Source organism: Streptomyces sp. NBC_00358 (assembly GCF_036099295.1).
GTDB lineage: Bacteria > Actinomycetota > Actinomycetes > Streptomycetales > Streptomycetaceae > Streptomyces.
Window position 1 is genome coordinate 5,728,256 of the sequence record NZ_CP107976.1, and the last position, 19,532, is coordinate 5,747,787.

Here is a 19,532-nt window from a genome sequence, read left to right on the forward strand (position 1 = left end):
CCTCTACTTGACTGCGCCGACGGCGATACCGCGGGTCAGGGTCCGCTGGAAGAGCAGGAAGAAGACGATGGCGGGCAGCACACCGAGCAGGGCGGCGGCGTTCGTCATCGTGGCGTCCATCAGACGCTGGCCCTGGAGGACACCGAGGGCCACCGACACCGTCTGGTTGTCGTTGGAGATCAGCATGACCAGCGGCAGCAGGAACTCGTTCCACGTCCAGATGAAGAAGAAGACGAGGAGCACGCCGATCGTGGGGCGGCTGACCGGGACGACGATCCGCCACAGCACCTGCCACTGGTTCGCCCCGTCGATCCGCGCCGCCTCGATGATCTCGCGCGGGAACCGCCCGAGGACGGCGGAGAGGAGATAGGTGCCGAACGCCGCCTGGATCACCGTGAACACGATGATCACGCTGAGTCTGGTGTCGTAGAGGCCGGCCTGCTTGCTCAGGTAGTAGACCGGGTAGACCAGTGCCTCCTGCGGCAGCGTGTTGGCGAGGACGAAGAAGGCGAGCACCCAGGTGCGGCCCCTGATCCGGCCGATGCCGATCGCGTACGCGTTCAGGACCGACAGGACGGCGGCCCCGACCGCCACCGAGCCGGAGATCAGCACCGAGTTGAGGAGCTTTTGCCCGAAGTCGACGCGCTGCCAGAAGTCCTCGATGCCGTTGAGATAGAGGCCGTGCGGGAGGCTGAGCGGTCCGTGCGCGGAGTACTCGGCGGGCGACTTGACCGCGTTGACCGCGACGACGGCGAAGGGCAGCACCATGAACAGGGCGCCGATGACGAGGGCCACGAGAACCGGGTAGCGACGGAGGGCTGTCATGCGCGGACCCCTTCCTCGGCGTCCTCGGCGCGGGTCTGGAACCTCAGCCCGATCACTGCCAGGACCAGGATGATCACGGTCAGGACGGTGGAGATCGCGGCGCCGTAGCCGACCTGGGTCTTCTCGAAGAAGGTCGTGAAGGAGAAGTACGACGGCACGTCGGTCGCGCCGCCCGGACCGCCCTTCGTCAGGACGTACACCGCCCCGAACACCTTCAGCGCGGCGATCGTGCACCACAGGAGGACGACCGAGATCTCCGGTCGGATCTGCGGGAGCGTGATGTGCCAGAACCGCCGCCACCAGCCCGCTCCGTCCAGCTCGGCGGCCTCGTAGAGCTGCGGGTCCACCCGTTGCAGCCCCGCCATGAAGACGACGAGCGGGAAGCCGAGCTGCACCCACACCATCACGCCCATGACGCTGTAGAGCGCGAGATCGGGGTCGCCCAGCCAGTCCTGCTGCCAGGAGCCGAGGCCTACGGCCTTCAGCAGTTCGTTCAGCGAGCCGTTGTCGGGCGCGAGGATCCAGCTCCAGACGATGCCGGCGACGGCGATCGGCAGGACCTGGGGCAGATAGAAGCAGGCGCGGAGCACGGCCGCCGTCCGCGTCCCGAAGTGCTTGGCGACGAAGTCGAACAGGGCGGCGGCCAGGACCAGTCCGAGGGCGGTCGGTACGACGGCCATCGCGAGGACCATGAACAGGCTGTGCCGGAAGGACGCCCAGAACTCGGAATCGTCCATCAGCGCGCGGTAGTTGGCGAGGCCGGACCAGGTGGGACTGCCGATCCCCTGCCAGTCGGTGAAGCTCACACCGGTGTTCATCAGGAAGGGGACGACGACGACCACGAGGAAGGCGGCGAACCCGGGCAACAGGAACAGGGCGTAGGAGGTGCGGGGACGGCGCGGGCGCGTCGCGGCGCCGTGGTGGCCGCGGGCGACCCGGCCGCCCCGCTCGACGGTGACCGTCATGTCTTCGGTACGCCCTGGTCGTACGCCTTCTGCAGCGCGGACAGGTAGGCGTCCGGACTCTCGCTCCCGGTGATCAGCTTCTGGGTCTCGGAGACGAGGACGTCGTAGAAGCCGGCGACGGGCCAGTCCGGGTAGAAGGCGAGACCGTCCTTCCCGGAGAGGGTGTTGAAGTCGCCGATCAGGGTCTTGGCCTGCGGGTCGGTGATGGCGGCGGGATCGGCGGCCACCGGGACGCCGCCCTTGTTGCCCAGCAGGTTCTGGATCTTCTTCGACAGCGTGATGTCGATGAAGTCGTAGGCGAGGTCCTTGTTCTTCGCGCCCTTGGGGACGACCCAGATGTTGCCGCCCGAACCGAGGGTGAGGTTGCTGTCGGGCCACAGGAAGGTGCCCCAGTCGAACTTGTTCTCCGTCTTGAAGCGGCCGTACCACCAGCTGCCGGAGAACAGGATCGGGCTCTTGCCCTGGATGAACGAGACGCCCGCGTCCTCGGCCTTGAGCCCGCTGGACTTCTTGCCGATGTAGCCCTTCTTCACCCAGTCGGCGAACGTGGTCGCGGCGTACGTCCAGGCCGCGTCGTGGAAGTCCGTCCTGCCCTTGTACAGCTCGTAGCTGTCGACCCAGGACCGGTCGGCCTTGGACAGGGCGAGTTGGTAGAGGTACTGCTGGGCCATGTACTCGGCACCCGCGTTGGCGAGCGGGGTGATGCCCTTCGCGACGAACTTGTCCATCGCGGAGGTGAGTTCGGCGAGCGTGGTGGGCTGGGCGATGCCGTACTTCTTGAAGAGGTCCTTGTTGTAGAACACCATCGTGTACTCGGCGTAGTCGGGTACGCCGTACCACTTGCCGGAGCCCATGACCCCGCCCGTGTCGTACTGGCTGATGGTCCGCACCCCGCCGCTGATCTTCTTGTCCCAGCCGCGCTTGGCCGCTTCGGCGCTGAGATCGGTGAGGAGCCCCTGCTTCGACAGGAGTCCGGCGGTCGCGTTGCCCTTGTTGTACTCCATGATGTCGGGGGCGTCGTTCGAGTTGAGGACCATGGGCGCGGTCTTCTGGATCTGCTCGAAGCCCTTCTCCTCGAACTTCACCTTCACGCCCGGGTGTTGCGCTTCGAATTCCTTGATGGCCTCCTTCCAGGCCACCCCCATCGCGCTGTCCGGCCCTTCGTAGTGCCACAGTTTCAGCGTCTTGCCATCGGAGGAGCCACTGTCCGAGCCGCCGCAGGACGTCGCCAGCAGGGCACCCGCCAAGGCCACCGCCACTGCCGCCGCCGCACGCCTTCGTTTGGTCAACATCCACTGCCTCCAGAGGAGTTGGATGGGTAACGGGTCGTCACACATCGATCGTCGAACCGATTCGATGCATGCCGTCGAAGCGCTTCGACGGGGGAAGGTATGTGGGGTCCGTGGACCCGTCAATGGGGTGCGCCGGAATTGGGGCACGGGTTCGACGGGTCGGACGGTGGTGCCGGTGGGGTGGGGCGGCCGGGGCGGCGGTGGTGCCGGGCGGAGGGGAGCGCCCGCCCGGTCGGTCTACGGGGCCACGGGGGTGTTCGCCGACCGGAGTTCACCGGGGTGTGCCGGGTGCCGGACCGGCCGGGCCCGCGCGGCCGACGCGGCGATCACGAACGCGACGGTCGCCGCCGCGACCGGCACCGTGTAGCCGTCGGCGGGTGACAGGTGCTCCACCACCCATCCGCCGGCCGCCGAACCGCCGGCTATCCCGCCCAGCAGGCCGGTCACCGCGAGGGTCATGCCCTCGTTCAGCCGCCCCTCGGGCGTGCGCCGCTGGACCAGCGTCATGCCGGTGACCATGGTGGGCGCGGTCGCCATCCCGGCCACGAGCAGCGCACCCGCCAGCACCGGCAGTGAACCGGTGATCCGGACGGCGAGGAGGGGCAGCGTCAACAGGACCGCCATGGCCCCCACGCACAGCGGATACCGGCGCGCGGAGAACCCGTCCGCTCCGGGCGGGTCCGACCGCTCGGGCGCGCCTCGTTTCGCGGCGCCGTACGCCAGGCCCGCCACGCACGACCCCGCCGCCTGGAGGGCGAGTACCGCGCCCGCGGCGGACCGGTGTCCCTGCTGGTCCGCGAACGCGATCGTCGCCACCTCCATCGCCCCGAAGACCACACCGGTGGCGAGGAAGGAGAGGAGCAGCGGAGGCATTCCGGGCGCCAGCGCGGGCGAGGCGGAGGTCGTACGCGGCCGGGGCGGCGGCTGGGTCGAACGCTGCGCGGCGAACAGCAGGACACCCGTCATCAGCAGCGCGGACCCCACGAGCATGCCCGCCTCGGGGGAGAACGTCCCGCACAGGAAGGCCGCGAGCACCGGGCCCAGCATGAAGCACAGCTCGTCCGCGGCCTGTTCGAGGGAGTTCGCGGTGTGCAGCGCGGCCGCGTCCCCCTGGAGGAGGTGGGCCCAGCGGGCGCGGGACATCCCGCCCGTGTTGGGGGTCGTCGCGGTGGCCGCGTACGCGGCGAACAGCGTCCAGTCGGGAGCGCCGAGGCGCACGCACACCACCAGCCCGATCCCGCCGAGCAGCGCGAAGGCCGTGGCGGGCACGGCCACCCGGGCCTGCCCGTGCCGGTCGACGAGCCGCGCCGTCCAGGGAGCGACCGCCGCCGTCGCCACGAGACCGGTCGCGGTGACGGCGCCGGCGAGCGCGTACGAGCCCCGCGAACTCGCGATCATGATGACCGCGCTGACGCTGAACATCCCCATGGGCAGCCGCGCGACGAGGTTGCCGAGGGTGAAGGCACGGGTGCCGGGAAGCGCGAAGAGGCGGCGGTACGGGGTGAACGGCGACATGACCGAACAGTCGCCCGGCACCCCGGGAACGGTCCAACACTTACTCCTTCGCGATTGACGCACCTGGGTTGTAGGTTCGCGTGATGCCTGGTCAACCCCCCTTTCCCGGACACCTGGACCCCCGGTTGCTGCGCGCGTTCGTCGCCGTCGCCGAGGAGTTGCACTTCACCCGTGCCGCCGCCCGGATGTATGTCGCCCAGCAGTCCCTGAGCCGTGACATCCGGCGGCTGGAGCGTGAACTCGGGACGGAGCTGTTCGTCCGGACGACGCGGCTGGTGACGCCGACGCTCGACGCCGAGCGGCTGCTGCCGTACGCGCGCCGCGTACTGGAGGCGCACGACGCGCTGCTGGACGCCTTCGTGCGACGCGGCGGCGAGGAGAGGCCGCTGCTCGTCGACGTCAATTCCCCAGGCCTGGTCTCCAGCCGCATCCTCGACCGGGCCCGCGAACTCGCCCCCGGCAGCGAACTGATGGCTCGCTACGAAAGCGGACTCACGGGCGCCGTGGCGGAGTTGCTCGCCGGCCGGCTCGACGCCTCGTTCGGCAGGTTCGCGGGACTAGACCCGACCGTGCGGGTGCGGCTGGAGCAACGGATCGTGCGCTACGAACCGATGGCCGTAGTCCTGCCCGAGGACCATCGGCTCGCCGCGCTGGACGCGGTGCCGCTGGCCGCGCTCGCGGGCGAGACCGTGTACGCGGGAGCGGGAAACCCCCGGACGCTGGAGTGGACCGACCTGGCACATCACCTCTTCGAGGGACGAGGGATCCAACTCGCGTCACCCGCACCGGTGGCTGTCGGAGCCGAGGAATTCCAGCGGATCATGATGAAGACGCGGACTCCGGTGCTCGCGGTGGCTGAGTTTCCGGCCATGCCGGGAACGGTGGCGCGGCCCCTGATCGACCCTGTTCCGCTGTCACCGGTGTCACTCGTGTGGCGCAAGGGACTTGTTCATCCGGGGATTAGTGCGCTCGTACGAGCTGCAACCGAACTTGCGAGCGAAGAGAACTGGCTCTTGACCCCCCAGGACGGGTGGATTCCAGCCACCGACACCCACATTCTCACCGGGGGTACATGAGACGTAACCACACGAGTCCCACCCATGCGCTACATTCTTCGTCCGGGCGCGGTGTGATATTGGGGGGCGCTCAGACCGGGTGGGGGCCCGGTCCGGACGACATAGAGACTATTTGCCCGGAGTCGTCGCGCACCCGTGAGCAGTCCCGTGGGGGGATGCACGTGCGCGTAGAGAACTGGCGGAAAGACGCCCAACCGGCTGGACGCGATGTCGATCAGCAAGACGGACGCCCCGCCGATCCGTCACCCGGGCGAGATGCCGAGAAGTTGACCGCCTGGCCGGAGGCCGGCAGAGCAACTTCGTGGCCGAATATGGGAGTTGGCATCAGTCCTGAGCGTGGGGAACGCGCCGATCGAGCAGTCGGCGGACGTTCCGAGCGAATCCCGGAGCCGGAGACCGAACTGCTCGTCGGTCACGCCTCGGAGCCCGACCTGTTAACCGGTCGCGCGTCCGATGCCTTCGCCGGCCGTTGGTCCGAAGCGGGATCGGCGTCCGAGCGTGAGTCCGGCGCGTGGCTGAGCGCCGAGCGCTCGGCGAAGGCCGGACCAGCGGCCGCCCGTACCACGGGGACACGTCCCTTCTTCAGCGACGGTCCGGCGACCGACCTGCTCGCCGATCCGGCGAACGACCCGGGCCCGCACGAAATCACGATCCAACTCGACGGCACGAGCCGCGAATTGGACGACCTGCTGGTCCAACAGGCCAAGGACGGCACGAACACCATGGTGACCCCGGTGACTTCGGCGAGTCCGGAGACCTCGGACGGACCCGTCTTCGTCGACGCGTCCGGCCGCCGCAGCCGCCGCTTCCGCCGGCTCGGCATGCTCGTCGCCGTGGCCTGCGCGGTCTACGCCGTCGTGATCGTCGCCACCCTTCTGTCGGGCAACTCGAACGCGCCCTGGCTCCCGGTGCCCGGTCAGGAGGAGGACCAGCCCGCGGGCCGGGTCGACACCTCGCCGCTGCCCACCAAGTCGGTGAACCCGGCCGGCAGGGGCAACGCCGTCGTGCCCGGCGTGCCGCCGGCGGCCACCGACGGCACGACGCCCTCACCCGGCACGACCACCTCACCCGGCACCTCGGCCAAGGCCACCGCCCCGAGCGCGTCGAGCGACCCCAAGCCCAGCAAGTCGGCGACCAAGAAGCCGAAGCCCGGTGCCGTCACCACCAAGGACCCGGACCCCGACCCGTCCCCTTCGACGGACGGCCCGCCCACTCCGTCCGCCCCGGCGACCACTCCGAGCACACCCGCTCCCACCGAATCCACAGCAGGCGGAGGCTCCACCGGAGCGGGGGAAGGCACCCCGTGAGCGGCCCTCTCCGGCGCGTACCCGCCGGGCAGAACCATGGGAAGTCCAGGCAGCCGAACCACTTCGGTTCCCCGTACTCCCTCTCCCTCTCGTCCCCGGAGAACCTCTTCTGATGTCCCGCACCAGCCGTCATGGTCCGGCGCCCGGCGCGCCGGGCCGTGACCCCGGTACCACCCCGAAGCGCGACCGCAACGCCCGGCGCCGGCGCCTGCCGATGCGCTTCCTGCTCCCCACGACGATCCTGCTCGCCATGATGGCGATGCTGATGCTGCGTGGTTACGTGCACAGCGAGATCCTCGCCGACCACCGCATCCAGCCCGAGGCGGCAACCGGCAAGGTGCCGGAGAAGATCCTCGACGGCGGCCCGGTCATCGACACCCGCAGCGGCCGCACGACCAGCCTGAGCCTTCCGGACCACCGACTCGTCCTCACCTTCGACGACGGCCCGGACCCCACCTGGACCCCCAAGGTCCTGGACGTCCTCAAGGCGCACCACGCCCACGCGGTCTTCTTCGTCACCGGGACCATGGCCTCGCGCTATCCGGACCTCGTCGCGCGCATGGTGAGGGAGGGCCACGAGGTCGGCGTGCACACCTTCAACCACCCCGACCTGTCGTACCAGTCCAAGAGCCGTATCGACTGGGAGCTGTCCCAGAGCCAGTTGGCGCTGGAGGGCGCGGCGGGCATCCGCACCTCCCTCTTCCGCCCCCCGTACTCCTCGTTCGCCGACGCCATGGACAACAAGTCCTGGCCGGTGACGCAGTACGTCGGCACCCGCGGCTACATCACCGTCGTCAACAACACCGACAGCGAGGACTGGCAGAAGCCGGGCGTCGACGAGATCATCCGCCGGGCCACGCCCAAGGGCGGCAAGGGTGCCATCGTCCTGATGCACGACTCGGGCGGCGACCGCCACCAGACCGTGCAGGCGCTGGACAAGTTCATCCCCGAACTCCAGGCCAAGGGCTACGACTTCGAGAACCTCACCCACGCGCTCAACGCGCCGAGCGCGCTCACCCCGGTCACCGGCCTCGACCTGTGGAAGGGCAAGGTCTGGATCTTCCTCGTCCAGGCCGCGGAGAAGACCACCGACGTCCTGGTCGTCTGCATCGCGATCGTCGGCGTGCTGGTCTTCACCCGCTTCGGCCTGATGCTCCTGCTCTCCGCCGCGCACGCCCGCCGGGTTCGCCGCAAGGGATTCCGCTGGGGCCGGGCACCGATCACCGAACCGGTGTCGGTGCTCGTCCCGGCGTACAACGAGGCCAAGTGCATCGTGAACACCGTCAACTCCCTCATGGCGAGCGAACACCCCATCGAGATCATCGTCATCGACGACGGATCGAGCGACGACACCGCGCGCATCGTCGAGGACCTGGACCTGCCGAACGTACGCGTCGTGCGCCAGCAGAACGCCGGCAAGCCCGCAGCCCTCAACAGAGGCCTGGCGAACGCCAGTCACGACATCATCGTGATGATGGACGGCGACACCGTCTTCGAACCCGCGACCGTCCGTGAACTCGTCCAGCCCTTCGCCGACCGGCAGGTCGGCGCGGTCGCGGGCAACGCCAAGGTCGGCAACCGCGACACCATGATCGGCGCCTGGCAGCACATCGAGTACGTGATGGGCTTCAACCTGGACCGCCGGATGTACGACATCCTGCGCTGCATGCCGACGATCCCGGGCGCGGTGGGAGCCTTCCGCCGCTCGGCCCTGGAGCGCGTCGGCGGCATGAGCGACGACACGCTCGCCGAGGACACCGACATCACGATGGCGCTCCACCGTGACGGCTGGCGCGTCGTCTACGCCGAGAAGGCGCGGGCCTGGACGGAGGCCCCGGAGTCCGTACAGCAGCTCTGGTCCCAGCGCTACCGCTGGTCGTACGGCACCATGCAGGCGATCTGGAAGCACCGCGGAGCCCTGGTCGAACGGGGCCCGTCGGGCCGCTTCGGGCGGGTCGGCCTGCCGCTCGTGTCCCTCTTCATGGTCCTGGCCCCGCTCCTCGCGCCCCTGATCGACGTCTTCCTGCTGTACGGCGTCGTCTTCGGCCCGACCCAGAAGACGATCATCGCTTGGCTCGGCGTCCTCGCCATCCAAGTGGTGTGCGCGGCCTACGCGTTCCGCCTGGACAAGGAACGCATGACCCATCTGATCTCCCTCCCCCTCCAGCAGATCCTCTACCGGCAGCTGATGTACGTCGTCCTGCTGCAGTCCTGGATCACCGCCCTCACCGGCGGCCGGCTGCGCTGGCAGAAGCTGCGCCGCACGGGCGTCGTGGGCACGCCGGGATCGGTCCAGCAGCCGAGGGCGGCACACAGCGGCAACGAACGGAGGCCGGTCGGATGACCACGCACGAGTACCCGGTGGGGGCGACTCCGCCGCTGGGCACCCCGAAGGCGGCTGTCCCGCAGCCGCGTCCGTACCTGGGAACAGCGTCGGACGACTGGCCGCACCCGCGGCCGGAGGCGGGCCCCGACGCGGCGCCGCGCCTTGATCCGGCCTCCGCACCGCAGACGTCACAGCAGACGTCACAGCAGACGTCACAGCAGACGGCACCCGCGCCGGATTCCGCGGGGCGGTCCGCTCCGCGCCGCCCGAGCGGCCGTGACCGCTACCTCGACCTGCTCCGCTCCATAGCCCTGGTCCGCGTGGTCGTGTACCACCTGTTCGGCTGGGCATGGCTGTCGGTCCTCTTCCCGTCCATGGGCGTGATGTTCGCGCTGGCGGGCTCCCTGATGGCACGCTCGCTGAGCCGGCCCCCGGTGAGCGTGATCCGGGGACGGCTGAGGCGACTGCTGCCCCCGCTGTGGGCCTTCAGCGCGGTGGCGCTGACCATGATGTTCGCCGGCGGCTGGAACCCCATGAAGGATCCGGACCTCGGCGGCGGTACGTGGGGCCTGGTCGACGTCTTCACCTACATCGTGCCGGTCGGTGCGCCTCCGTACCCCGCGCACCTCGGCTCCGAGTCGGGCCTGCTGGAGAGCGACTGGGCGGTCCAGGGCGCGGGCGTGCTCTGGTACCTGCGCGCCTACCTGTGGTTCGTGGTCGCGTCGCCTCTGCTGCTGTGGGCGTTCCGCCGTGTGCCGTGGGCGACCCTGCTGGCTCCCCTCGCCCTGACGGCGGTGGTCGGCACCGGGCTGGTCACCATCCCCGGCGAAACGGGCAACGCCATCACCGACTTCGCCGTCTTCGGCGGCTGCTGGGTCCTCGGCTTCGCCCACCACGAGGGGATGCTGGCGAAGGTCCCGCGCTACCTCGCCGTCTCGGGCTCGGCCCTGGTGATGGCCTTCGCCCTGTGGTGGGCCTCGGGTCATCTGGGCCCCGACGGCTGGGACTTGAACGACATCCCGCTGGCCGACGCGATGTGGTCCTTCGGTTTCGTGGTGATCCTGCTCCAGTACAGCCCGTCCTGGCAGCAACTGCCGGGCCGCCTCGCCAAGTGGGACAAGCTGGTCACGCTGTCCAACAACCGCGCGGTCACGATCTACCTGTGGCACAACATGCTCATCATGGCCACGGTCCCGATCATCGACCAGGCGTACAACCTCCCCTTCATGCAGGGCGACAGCGCCGTGTCGGCCCTCGACGCGTCGTACACGTTCTGGATGTTCGTCCTCGTGTGGCCGCTGATCGGCCTGGCCATCATGGCCTTCGGCTGGATCGAGGACATCGCCGCGAAGCGAAGCCCCCGACTCTGGCCGAACGGCTCCAAGGGCTCCAACGGCCGCAAGTCCAAGGGCCGCGCGGGGCGGGGGCGCCGGGGCAAGGACTGAGAGAGCGGCGAGCGACGGGGGCACCCTTGGGGCGGGGTGTCCCCGTCCTGGGCTTTCCGGGCGGGGTGCCCGCGTCCGATCCGGGCCGGGCGTCCGCATCCGAGTCCGAGTCCGAGTCCGATCCCAGCGGGGGCGTCCGCGTCCGCTCCGCCCGTCACTCAATCGAAGGTTCTCGGCGGCCGGTTGGCCACCTTATGAACCGCTATATCCAACTCCTGTCGCCCGCCTGGTGCCATCCTTTCTGGTGTCGTCGCGCGGTCCGCCGATAGCGCGTCGCTGCTCTTCCGCACCCCACGCCGCACAGGAGTCCCCCCGTGAACCCCCGCCCGCCCGCAGAAGCCGCCGCAGAAGCCGTCGCCGGAGCGACAGCCGCACGGCTTCCGGCCGCGTACGGAGGCGGTGACACCGAGCCGAAGGCCGACCACAAGATCGCGGGGACGATCCCGTGGGTACGACATGTCCGGTGGTCGCGCACGCGTGAGATATCCGCCGATCGCATCGGTGAGGCGTACGCGAAGGGCGAGGCGAAGGTGACGTCTCCCCGCGGGGTGAAGGTGACGCCTCCCCGCGAGGTGAAGTACCCGCGTTCTCCCGACGGTGCCTTCGGGATAGGTCAGGGCGCCGTCGTGCAAGAGATCCACTCCGTCAACCGCTGAGCCCGGCCTCCGGACTCGCTGAGAATCCGGAAGAGGCAGAGGGCGTGGCGGAGCGGCTGGCCGTCGACGGCGATGAGCTGTCGCACTTCATGAAGATACTCAGGAAATCGAGCAGCTCGTTGAAAGGCCTGCGCAGGGCGTTGGAGGACGCCACGGTCACCGGTCTCGGCACGGACGATCTCGACTGTGCCTGCGAGGACTTCCAGGACAACTGGAAGTACGGAGCCGACCAGATCGGCGAGCAGACCGAGGACCTGGCCAAGATCATCGGAAAGAGCAGGGACAGCTACCGCGAGGTGGACAAGGCCCTGGAACAAGCCCTGGACAAGGCCCGGAGCGGCAAGAGCGGCGGTACGAGGTGACGTACGAACCCGAGGACACGGGAGCGGCGCTCGACCCCCGGTCCCTCGCCGACCGCGACAAGCCCCAGGGTCTCAAGTCGGCCCCGCGCATCCCCCACCCCGACTACCCGCATCTCGGGTTCGATCCGGTGCCGGGCAGCACGGAGACGGTGAGCGGCCTGCACAGGAAGCTCGCGGGGTGCGCGAAGGTTCTCGACGAGACGCACGAGCTCGTCACCAAGCTGATGGACGGCAGCTATTGGAAGGGCGACGCGGCCGTCGCGTTCCGCGAACAACTGGACGGCGGTCCACTCCCCCTGAACCTGAGGAACGCCGCGCGCTCCATCCGCAAGGCCGCCGGACAACTCGGCCGCTGGGAAGGCGAACTCGACGACTTCCAGCGGCGGGCGAAGCGCCTCGAACAGGACGCGAAGGACGCGCAGGCCGCGGTGGACCGGGCGAAGGGGCATGCCGCGCAGGCGGGCGACAGCCCTGACCTGGACAAGAAGGGCACCCGGCACGACGAGGCGCGGAAGGCACTGACCCAGGCGAAGACGGCAGCGGACGACGCCGAGGACGCTCTCCGCAGGATCCGCGGCAAGGCACGCGAACTCGCGGAGGAACACGAACACCGGGCCCAGCATCGAGCAGGCAGAATCCGCGACGCCACGAAGAGGCTGACCCCACACGAGCCGGGCTGGCTCGACTCGACACTCGACTGGGTCACGGACAATCTGCCGGACATCTTGAGCACGGTGGGTGCCGTGATCGGGCTGGTTGCGTTGTTCGTGGTGTCGGGTGGGACGGCGGCAGCTGTTCTGTTGCTTGCGACCTCCGCGTTGAGCGGAACGGCATTGGGGATGCGGGTGTTCGGAGATCCAACGCTGCGTGAATCGCTATGGGACGGATTCACCAAGGGTGAGTTGGATACCGATTTCTGGAGCAATGTCGTCACCGTCGGTGGCGACGCGCTAGGTGTGCTCCCGGGGGTCGGAGCTGTCGGGAAGGGAGCCGGCCTGGCTATGCGCGCGACCGGTGAGGCGGGCGAGGCGTTGACGTTCGGCCAGCGGGCGGCTCGATTCGGCAGCGAGACCATGGACCACGCGAAGTCCATTACAGACCTGGACAATGCGCTGATCGGCTATACCCTCCGAGGCGCTCGAGCTGCACAGATTGCCAAGGCGGTCGAGGTCACCTCGGCCTCGATCGGCGTCGGCACGGCAGGGTTCGGATTGGTCATGACCGCTGTAGACACCGATGACGACGGAATCAAGGACGGCTCCGTGGCAGGTATTGATGGAGCACGGCTGGGCCTCGATGCCGGCGGACTTGTCAGCCTTGCCCGCCACGTCTTCTGAGCCGGAACTGAAGGAGGGGCTCGAGCTATGAATCCAACGAAGCACCCCACTGCTTGGGACCACCCGCCGACCAGGCGGGCCTGGATTCTGCACATGATCGCGATTGCGGGGCGCCTGGTCGGCTGGCTGGCAGTCTGGATTGGGAGCCTCTTCCTGATTGTGGCAACACCACGTTGGATCGGTTGGTTGTTCCTCCTGCTTCTCATCTATGCAACCTTCAGAGCCGTCCTCCAACTCGCCTACATCCGACCCTCCATCTACATCCAGCGCGTCCTCTGGCACTACCCCTGGCAACTTCTCAGCGATGTTCCCCGCGGCCGGAACAAGCATCCCGGGGTTCAAGAGGACGAGATGTGGCTGGAGTTGCCCAATCCTGAGGAGCCGGCGGAGCAGATCCCCCTCCTTTTCCTTTCCGGGATGCGGACCTTCTGGTGGATGCGACGCTTCGGCACCGCCCGTACGAAACCGGAGCTGAAGGCAGAGATCGAGCCGCTCTGGTTCGCCGGTGATCCCCGTTTCATCGCCGTCATCGCGGCCGACGGTCGCAAGGGCGAGGCTCCCAAGAGGCTGCATCTGCTCTATCAGCTCACGGCCACGGGCCGCCGGGGCATCGAGCCGACCGACTGGAACGCAAGCCCGGACGCCGTCGAACGCGCACGCCGTTCCGGTGCTCACGTTCCCGACGTGGCGCGCTCGCGTACGTCATGACGACTCCCGGTGGCGTATCCCGGCAGGACACGATGGCCACCGCGCCTCGGTTCACCGTCGCCGACTCGGCCGAAGACCCCGAAGCCGATGTGTGGTTCGCGGAACCCGCAGGCTTCACCGCGGTGCCCCTCGGCGCGCTGATCCCTTCACCGGACTCCCAAGGTGCCGATGATCTGCGTACCGCTCTTGCGCCGTTTCTCCAGGCGGCTCCCGACGAGCCGGCCCGGCAGCGGTTCATCGCGCACTTGGCACAGGGGCAGCAACTGCTGGGTGCCCTGCGGGAAGCCGGAACCGTCCATTGTTCGATCGGGGTGCATCGTGATGACCTCGATGAGGGGGCCGCGAGCGGTGGAGGGCCGCTCTTGTCGTTCCTCACCGTCTCCTGGCGCGCGACGGCGGTGGCACCGAGAGCCGTGACGGCTGCACGTGCGGTGAGCGGGGTCGACGCGGCGGGCGCCGAATACGTCGAACTGCCCGCCGGGCCGGTCACGTTCAGCGAATCCGTTCGCACCCCGAGAGCGGTTGACGGGCTCCCGCAGGTGCCCTTGGTCCAGTTCCGTGCCCACCTGCCGCATCCGGACTGCAAGCGACTCGCTGTGTTCACTCTGAGCACGACGGCTGTCGGACACCGTGACCAGTACCGCGCGATCCTCCACCGCATCGCGAGCCTGGCCACTTTCGAGAATCCGCTGGTCCCGACTTCTTCCGAGGCGCCCTGACCCGGGACGCCGGTGGTCCAACAGGGCGCGATCGACGCAAAGATGACGGCCGGTTCGGCGGAGCGCTCGGAGCCAGGGCTTTGCGGACGCCAACTCCGTGAACTGTCCCGCAGGCCAACTTCACCCAATCGAAGCTTATCGGGGACTAGTTGGCTGCGCTTTGGGCCCTTTGTCCACGCGCTGTTACTCGCTTGGCACCATTCGCGCTGGTGTCGTTACACGGGCCCCCGATAGCGTGTTGCTGCCCTTCTGCACCCCACGCCGCACAGGAGTCCGCCGTGAACCGCCGTCCCCGCCTGCTTGCCACAGCCACTGTCGGAGCGACAGCCGCGCTGCTTCTGACCGCGTGCGGCGGGGGTGGCGACGAGCCGAAGGGCCACGACAAGATCGCCGGTGCGGACACCGGGAGCGCGACATCGGCCGCACCCGGCCCGAGCGCGACGCAATCCACGGGGCGACCGAAGATCGAGCTGCCTTCGGATCTCACGTACACCTTTGAGTGGCCCAAAACGGGCGACAAGGACAAGGATGCGGTGCTGGCGGACAGCGAGCAGTTCATCAAGGCCGTGGATATGGCGATTGCTGAACAGGACCCGCTGCACAAGGCGTACCGCTTCTACTCCGAAGGTACGGCGGCAGCCGGGAGCCAGAAGTTCATCCAGGAGTTCGTGAACTATAAGGACCGCATCACCGGCGCGAAGCGCTACTACAAGTCCAACGTGAAGATCAATTCCGATGGAACCGCAGGATTTGTCTACTGTGAAGATCAGAACAAGGCCTACAACAAGAACTTGAAGACCGGAAAGACCGACGTTACTCCGAAGTCGAAGGACAACTACGTCCTCTATAGCAGCCTTCTTCGGGTCAACAAGCAGGGTATTTGGATCACGGAGAAGCTGACATCGCAGCGGGGGAGCACCGCATGCCAGTCCTGAGGTACAGAAAGACCGGAACGGTCGCCGTCGTGGCTTCCGCGGCCATCATGATGTGCTCGGCTCAGGCCTTTGCCGGGTACGGGCATGGTGGCAGCACAAATGGATCAAATACCCATGCATCCGGTAACTCGGACGGTAAGGGTAACGTGTCCGCGATCGCGGGCGCCGTCGTCTTCGACCGTTCGCAGAACGGTTCAGGTGGCTCTGTCGGCCCCGTGACAGCTGCGTCGGGTTCGTGGACTCCGCCTGCTTGTTATTACGCTCCGAAGTACACGCCGGCCAAGTTGCAGGAGTATTTGGAGCCGATCTGGAACGCCGAGTCGACCGGGCCCGAGTGGGACTTGGAGCAGCGGAACAAGTACGTGAACGGCGGCGAGTACAAGGATTTCAACAAGGCCAAGACCGGCAAGGGCTATTGGTGGGACTCGTATGTCACGGAGGGTCGTGAGGGTGACCCGGATGCGTTGAAGTGCGACAAGCCGATCTTCTGGGTGGACACGGGTGCTGCCCCGCCGGCGAATATTCCCGAGGCGATTACTCCGGAGATGCTGGCGCAGTTGGCGTATGCGGAGATTCGTGTGCCGTCGACGAAGGTGGAATTGGCTCCGGCGGGTACGACGAAGGTGAATCTGCCGACGTGGGCGTGGCTGGACACGGTGAAGTTCAAGCCGGTGTCGGTGACCGCGTCGGTGCCGTTGCTCGGTGTGCGGGCGACGACGACGGCGGAGCCGGTCTCGCTGAGGATCGAGCCCGGTACGGCGGACGCGGAGACGTATCCCGCCTCCGGGGTCTGCGAGATATCCGGCGATCACATCGGTGAGGCGTACGCGAAGGGCAAGGCGAAGGAGACGCCTCCCTGCGGGGTGAAGTACCTCCGCTCTTCCGGTGATGGTTCGTACACGTTGCGGGCGACGGTCACCTGGAAGATCCACTGGACGGGCACCGGTGTGGCCGACGCGCGCAACCTGCCGGACGGCACCTTCGGGGCCGGTCAGGACGTCGTCGTGCAGGAGATCCAGTCCATCAACCGCTGAGATCAGTCAACCGCTGAGTTCCGTGTGGACCGGGGGAGTGATCGACGGATGCGGCGGGTTGTTGGGCCCCGTCCTCGGATCGGTGGCCTGAAGGGCGATGGCGGCGTGGCGTCAGGTGCTTCGCCGCCCCGTCAGAGAACGGTCGAGCAGCCGTGAATCGGCTTGCTCCGCTGAGTGGTGGCGCCGGGGCGTGGGACATGCTGGGGCGGTTGCTGGTGTGAACGGGTTGGTTTCGTGGGGAGTTGGGGGCGGCGTGAGTAAACGGCAGATCCGTCAGATGTTCCGGTTGATGGCCGCGGGGGAGGCGGTGCAGCTCACGAGCCCCATGGCCTCGGTGAAGAAGCTCGCCCGACTCGCCTTCATCGCCCAGCAGTTCGGCTACGAGTACGCGGACGTTCGTCGGGGCGGCGGGCGCAACAACACCCTCACGATGCTCATCGTGCCGGACTCCGGCCCGCAGGCCCAGGCCCGTGCCGCGCAGAACTGGTCGCAGTATCCGCAGGCCGGCGACGGTGTTTCGTTGCCGCCCGTCGTCCCCGACGCGCTGGAACTCCTCAAGGCCCGCATCAACTTCGACCTCACCGGCAAGAACGCCGAGAAGCGGATGACGTACACGGCGCTCGGTCTCACCGGAGGGTGCGTCGTCCTCGGGGTACGGGCCGGCGGGGACTCTGCCGCCTTCACCGTGGCCGGAATCCTGTGGGCCGTACTGATGGCCGTCCTGGGAATCGGGCTCGTCGTCACGCGCAAGCGGAACGCCAAGTTCGCGGGGCTGTTGCGGGCGGCGGGATTCGCGCCTGTGACGGAGGAGGGCGGGCGGGTGCGGTATCTGCCGCCGACGGCGGGGTACGCCGGGCAGCCGGCCGGTCCCTACGGACCGTACGCTCCCTACACCCCGTACGGAGGTCAGACCCCGTACGCGCCCCCGGCCCCGCACCCCGGTCAGGATCCGCAAGCCCCGCACTCCGGCCGGCCCCCGTACGCCGGCCCGGTCCAAGCTCCTGGGCAGGCCTACGGCCGGCCGCAACCCCACTCCCCGGCCCCGGGTCCCTACGGCTCCGCACTTCCCGGCCCCTACAGTCAGCGGCCCCCGACGGCAGCCCCGGATGGCCCCGGCAATCCGTACGCCGCCCAGCCCGGTCCCGGAGAGCGACCCCCTTCCTTCGGCCCCGCCCCGAACGTGAGTGACCCCCAACTGCCGGAGCGGTGAGCCCCGGCTACGGTTCCCAGATCTCCGGCAGTCCGAATGCCGTGAAGACGGTGGGGAGTTGGAAGACGACCGTGTGGCTCACGGCGCCGCGGGCCGCCGTGAAGACCTGCAGGGTGTGGAGGCGGTGGACGTCGTCGCCGGGGGCGCGGACGTATGCCGCCAGCGCGGGTTGGCCGTTCGCCGAGGTGGGACGCATGCGCCAGTCCGTGCCGCGCATCGCGAAGACGCGGGCGATGAAGGCGACATAGGCGTCAGGGCCGACGTACCAGTTGAGGACAGGGGGCATCTCCAGGACGACGTCCTGGGTGAGCAGGGCGCGCAGGGCGTCGAGGTCGGCGTCCTCGAAGGCGCGCAGATAGCGGTCGATCACCGCGCGCTGGTCCTGGTCCGGCGGTTCCGTCACCTCGTCCTCCGTGAGGCCGGCCTCGACAAGCCGGGCGCGGGCCCGTTGGAGCGCGCTGTTCACCGAGGCGGTCGAGGTGCCGAGGGCCTCGGCCACCTCCGTCGCCGGCCAGGCCAGTACCTCGCGCAGGATCAGGACCGCCCGCTGACGCGGGGGCAGCAGCTGCATCGCGGCGATCAGGGCCAGGCGCAGGCTGCCCCGGGCGACGACCACGGCGGCGGGGTCCCGGGCCGCGGCCCCGGCGCCGGAGGAGAGCCCGGCCGTGCTCGGGTCCGGGAACGGTTCCAGCCACGGCACCTCCGCCCGCAGCGTCATCGGCGCGCCCGGATCCTCCAGCGCGCCCACCAGGCCCGACGGGAGGGGTCTGCGGGCGCGGCCCCGCAGCGCGGTCAGACACGCGTTGGTGGCGATGCGGTGGAGCCAGGTGCGCAGCGACGCGCGGTCGGCGTCGTAGCGGTCGTACGCGAGCCAGGCCCGGAGCATCGTCTCCTGCACCAGGTCCTCGGCCTCGTGCACCGAGCCGAGCATCCGGTAGCAGTGGGTCAGCAGCTCGCGGCGGTAGGGGGCCGCCCGCGCCTCGAAGCCCGCCCGCGCCTCGAAGCCCGCCTGCGCCTCGCCACTTGTGTGCGTATCGCCATCTGCGCGCGCCTCGACAACCGACCGCGCCTCGGAACCGGTTCGTTCCCCGGAACCGACCCCTTCCCCCGAGCGCTTCCGGGCGGTGCCCTCGTAGCCGTCACCGACGGTGTCGTCGAAACCGTCGTGGCCGTCGTCGTCCCGTGTGTCCATCGTCTGCTCCTCGGCTCCCCGCACGTCGGCGGCTCGGTTCCTCGCGGCCGCAGCCCCTCCGGCCCCTGTGGCACCTCCGGCCCCTGCCGCTCACCGGTATGTACCTCCGGGGCCGCCGAAACTCATCGTCCCGGCACCGATGACTTCCGGCGTCCGCGGAGGTACGTACCGGCGTCGAACCAATCCGAACGAATCCGAGGAGAAGGATCACCATGAACTCCACCGACGCCGGCCAGGGCATCCGTACCGTCCTCGACCGTCTCTACTCCGCCTGGGGGGACTACGACGCCGACGCCTTCGCCGCTCTCTACACCGAGGACGCGACCGTCGTGATGCCGGGCGTCTTCAACGACGGGCGGGAGGAGATCCGCGACTACATCGCGGCCGCGTTCGAGGGACCGCTGAAGGGTTCCCGGCCGCTCGACGAGCCCCGGCGGATCCGCTTCCCGCGTCCCGACACCGCCGTCGTCGTCAGCGAGGCCGGGATCCTGCTGGCCGGGGAGAGCGAGGTGCCCGCCGACCGGCACCACCGTGCGACCTGGGTGCTCGTCCGCGATCCCGCCGCCGGTACCTGGGCCATCACCTCGTACCACAACGCCGCCGTCTGACGGGCGAGGCGTCCGGCCCG

18 protein-coding genes are annotated in these 19,532 nt (G+C 68.8%); 13 read left to right on the forward strand and 5 right to left on the reverse strand.

What is annotated here, in order from left to right; genetic code table 11:
• Window positions 1-3: 3 nt before the first annotated feature.
• The 4 genes from OHT01_RS24375 to OHT01_RS24390 all read right to left on the reverse strand — a co-directional run bounded on the left by OHT01_RS24375 (window position 4) and on the right by OHT01_RS24390 (window position 4,597).
• Window positions 4-825, reverse strand: coding sequence for a carbohydrate ABC transporter permease (locus OHT01_RS24375; RefSeq protein ID WP_328555243.1), 822 nt, complete (start codon window positions 823-825; stop codon window positions 4-6).
• Entirely contained in the window at window positions 822-1,790 is a 969-nt protein-coding gene (locus OHT01_RS24380; RefSeq protein WP_328555244.1) for a carbohydrate ABC transporter permease, read from the reverse strand. The genes OHT01_RS24375 and OHT01_RS24380 overlap by 4 nt, the downstream gene beginning before the upstream one ends.
• Window positions 1,787-3,082 carry an extracellular solute-binding protein gene (locus OHT01_RS24385; protein ID WP_328555245.1) on the reverse strand — a complete coding sequence of 432 codons (1,296 nt, stop codon included), beginning with the start codon at window positions 3,080-3,082 and terminating at the stop codon, window positions 1,787-1,789. Before OHT01_RS24385 ends, OHT01_RS24380 begins: the two co-directional genes overlap by 4 nt.
• 237 nt (window positions 3,083-3,319) lie before the next feature.
• Entirely contained in the window at window positions 3,320-4,597 is a 1,278-nt protein-coding gene (locus OHT01_RS24390; RefSeq protein ID WP_328555246.1) for an MFS transporter, read from the reverse strand.
• An 83-nt stretch (window positions 4,598-4,680) separates the two neighbouring features.
• Here OHT01_RS24390 and OHT01_RS24395 point away from each other — a divergent pair, with 83 nt between their 5' ends.
• The 12 genes from OHT01_RS24395 to OHT01_RS24450 all read left to right on the forward strand — a co-directional run bounded on the left by OHT01_RS24395 (window position 4,681) and on the right by OHT01_RS24450 (window position 17,712).
• Window positions 4,681-5,673 carry a LysR family transcriptional regulator gene (locus tag OHT01_RS24395; RefSeq protein WP_328555247.1) on the forward strand — a complete coding sequence of 331 codons (993 nt, stop codon included), beginning with the start codon at window positions 4,681-4,683 and terminating at the stop codon, window positions 5,671-5,673.
• Window positions 5,674-5,984: 311 nt separating this feature from the next.
• Window positions 5,985-6,980: a hypothetical protein gene (locus OHT01_RS24400; protein WP_328555248.1), complete on the forward strand. Its 996-nt coding sequence runs from the start codon at window positions 5,985-5,987 to the stop codon at window positions 6,978-6,980.
• A 112-nt stretch (window positions 6,981-7,092) separates the two neighbouring features.
• Window positions 7,093-9,324: a glycosyltransferase gene (locus OHT01_RS24405; protein ID WP_443043431.1), complete on the forward strand. Its 2,232-nt coding sequence runs from the start codon at window positions 7,093-7,095 to the stop codon at window positions 9,322-9,324.
• The gene (locus tag OHT01_RS24410; protein ID WP_328555249.1) at window positions 9,321-10,751 is read left to right on the forward strand and encodes an acyltransferase family protein; all 1,431 of its coding nucleotides are present in this window, start codon (window positions 9,321-9,323) and stop codon (window positions 10,749-10,751) included. Before OHT01_RS24405 ends, OHT01_RS24410 begins: the two co-directional genes overlap by 4 nt.
• Before the next feature lie 314 nt (window positions 10,752-11,065).
• Window positions 11,066-11,407, forward strand: a complete 342-nt coding sequence (locus OHT01_RS24415) for a hypothetical protein (RefSeq protein ID WP_328555250.1) — start codon at window positions 11,066-11,068, stop codon at window positions 11,405-11,407.
• A gap of 44 nt (window positions 11,408-11,451) precedes the next feature.
• Window positions 11,452-11,769, forward strand: coding sequence for a hypothetical protein (locus tag OHT01_RS24420; RefSeq protein ID WP_328555251.1), 318 nt, complete (start codon window positions 11,452-11,454; stop codon window positions 11,767-11,769).
• A complete protein-coding gene (locus OHT01_RS24425; RefSeq protein ID WP_328555252.1) occupies window positions 11,766-13,106 on the forward strand; it encodes a hypothetical protein in 1,341 nt (446 codons plus the stop codon). The genes OHT01_RS24420 and OHT01_RS24425 overlap by 4 nt, the downstream gene beginning before the upstream one ends.
• A gap of 93 nt (window positions 13,107-13,199) precedes the next feature.
• Entirely contained in the window at window positions 13,200-13,814 is a 615-nt protein-coding gene (locus OHT01_RS24430; protein WP_328555253.1) for a hypothetical protein, read from the forward strand.
• A 32-nt stretch (window positions 13,815-13,846) separates the two neighbouring features.
• Window positions 13,847-14,533, forward strand: coding sequence for a hypothetical protein (locus tag OHT01_RS24435; RefSeq protein WP_328555254.1), 687 nt, complete (start codon window positions 13,847-13,849; stop codon window positions 14,531-14,533).
• A 278-nt stretch (window positions 14,534-14,811) separates the two neighbouring features.
• Window positions 14,812-15,468 carry a hypothetical protein gene (locus OHT01_RS24440; RefSeq protein ID WP_328555255.1) on the forward strand — a complete coding sequence of 219 codons (657 nt, stop codon included), beginning with the start codon at window positions 14,812-14,814 and terminating at the stop codon, window positions 15,466-15,468.
• On the forward strand, window positions 15,456-16,502 hold the full coding sequence (locus tag OHT01_RS24445) for a hypothetical protein (RefSeq protein ID WP_328555256.1): 1,047 nt from the start codon (window positions 15,456-15,458) through the stop codon (window positions 16,500-16,502). Before OHT01_RS24440 ends, OHT01_RS24445 begins: the two co-directional genes overlap by 13 nt.
• Window positions 16,503-16,755: 253 nt before the next feature.
• On the forward strand, window positions 16,756-17,712 hold the full coding sequence (locus OHT01_RS24450; protein ID WP_328555257.1) for a hypothetical protein: 957 nt from the start codon (window positions 16,756-16,758) through the stop codon (window positions 17,710-17,712).
• A 7-nt stretch (window positions 17,713-17,719) separates the two neighbouring features.
• On the opposite strand, the gene OHT01_RS24455 is transcribed toward OHT01_RS24450, so the two are convergent.
• Window positions 17,720-18,904, reverse strand: a complete 1,185-nt coding sequence (locus OHT01_RS24455; RefSeq protein WP_328555258.1) for a sigma-70 family RNA polymerase sigma factor — start codon at window positions 18,902-18,904, stop codon at window positions 17,720-17,722.
• Window positions 18,905-19,116: 212 nt separating this feature from the next.
• Between OHT01_RS24455 and OHT01_RS24460 the strand changes: the two genes are divergently transcribed.
• Window positions 19,117-19,512 carry an SgcJ/EcaC family oxidoreductase gene (locus tag OHT01_RS24460; RefSeq protein WP_328555259.1) on the forward strand — a complete coding sequence of 132 codons (396 nt, stop codon included), beginning with the start codon at window positions 19,117-19,119 and terminating at the stop codon, window positions 19,510-19,512.
• Window positions 19,513-19,532 lie beyond the last annotated feature (20 nt).

Coding starts and splice junctions, on each gene's coding strand:
- OHT01_RS24375 (WP_328555243.1), bottom strand. CDS start 825: ATGACAGCCCTCCGTCGCTACCCGGTTCTCGTGGCCCTCGTCATCGGC.
- OHT01_RS24380 (WP_328555244.1), bottom strand. CDS start 1,790: ATGACGGTCACCGTCGAGCGGGGCGGCCGGGTCGCCCGCGGCCACCAC.
- OHT01_RS24385 (WP_328555245.1), bottom strand. CDS start 3,082: ATGTTGACCAAACGAAGGCGTGCGGCGGCGGCAGTGGCGGTGGCCTTG.
- OHT01_RS24390 (WP_328555246.1), bottom strand. CDS start 4,597: ATGTCGCCGTTCACCCCGTACCGCCGCCTCTTCGCGCTTCCCGGCACC.
- OHT01_RS24395 (WP_328555247.1), top strand. CDS start 4,681: ATGCCTGGTCAACCCCCCTTTCCCGGACACCTGGACCCCCGGTTGCTG.
- OHT01_RS24400 (WP_328555248.1), top strand. CDS start 5,985: ATGGGAGTTGGCATCAGTCCTGAGCGTGGGGAACGCGCCGATCGAGCA.
- OHT01_RS24405 (WP_443043431.1), top strand. CDS start 7,093: ATGTCCCGCACCAGCCGTCATGGTCCGGCGCCCGGCGCGCCGGGCCGT.
- OHT01_RS24410 (WP_328555249.1), top strand. CDS start 9,321: ATGACCACGCACGAGTACCCGGTGGGGGCGACTCCGCCGCTGGGCACC.
- OHT01_RS24430 (WP_328555253.1), top strand. CDS start 13,200: ATGATCGCGATTGCGGGGCGCCTGGTCGGCTGGCTGGCAGTCTGGATT.
- OHT01_RS24435 (WP_328555254.1), top strand. CDS start 13,847: ATGGCCACCGCGCCTCGGTTCACCGTCGCCGACTCGGCCGAAGACCCC.
- OHT01_RS24445 (WP_328555256.1), top strand. CDS start 15,456: ATGCCAGTCCTGAGGTACAGAAAGACCGGAACGGTCGCCGTCGTGGCT.
- OHT01_RS24455 (WP_328555258.1), bottom strand. CDS start 18,904: ATGGACACACGGGACGACGACGGCCACGACGGTTTCGACGACACCGTC.
- OHT01_RS24460 (WP_328555259.1), top strand. CDS start 19,117: ATGAACTCCACCGACGCCGGCCAGGGCATCCGTACCGTCCTCGACCGT.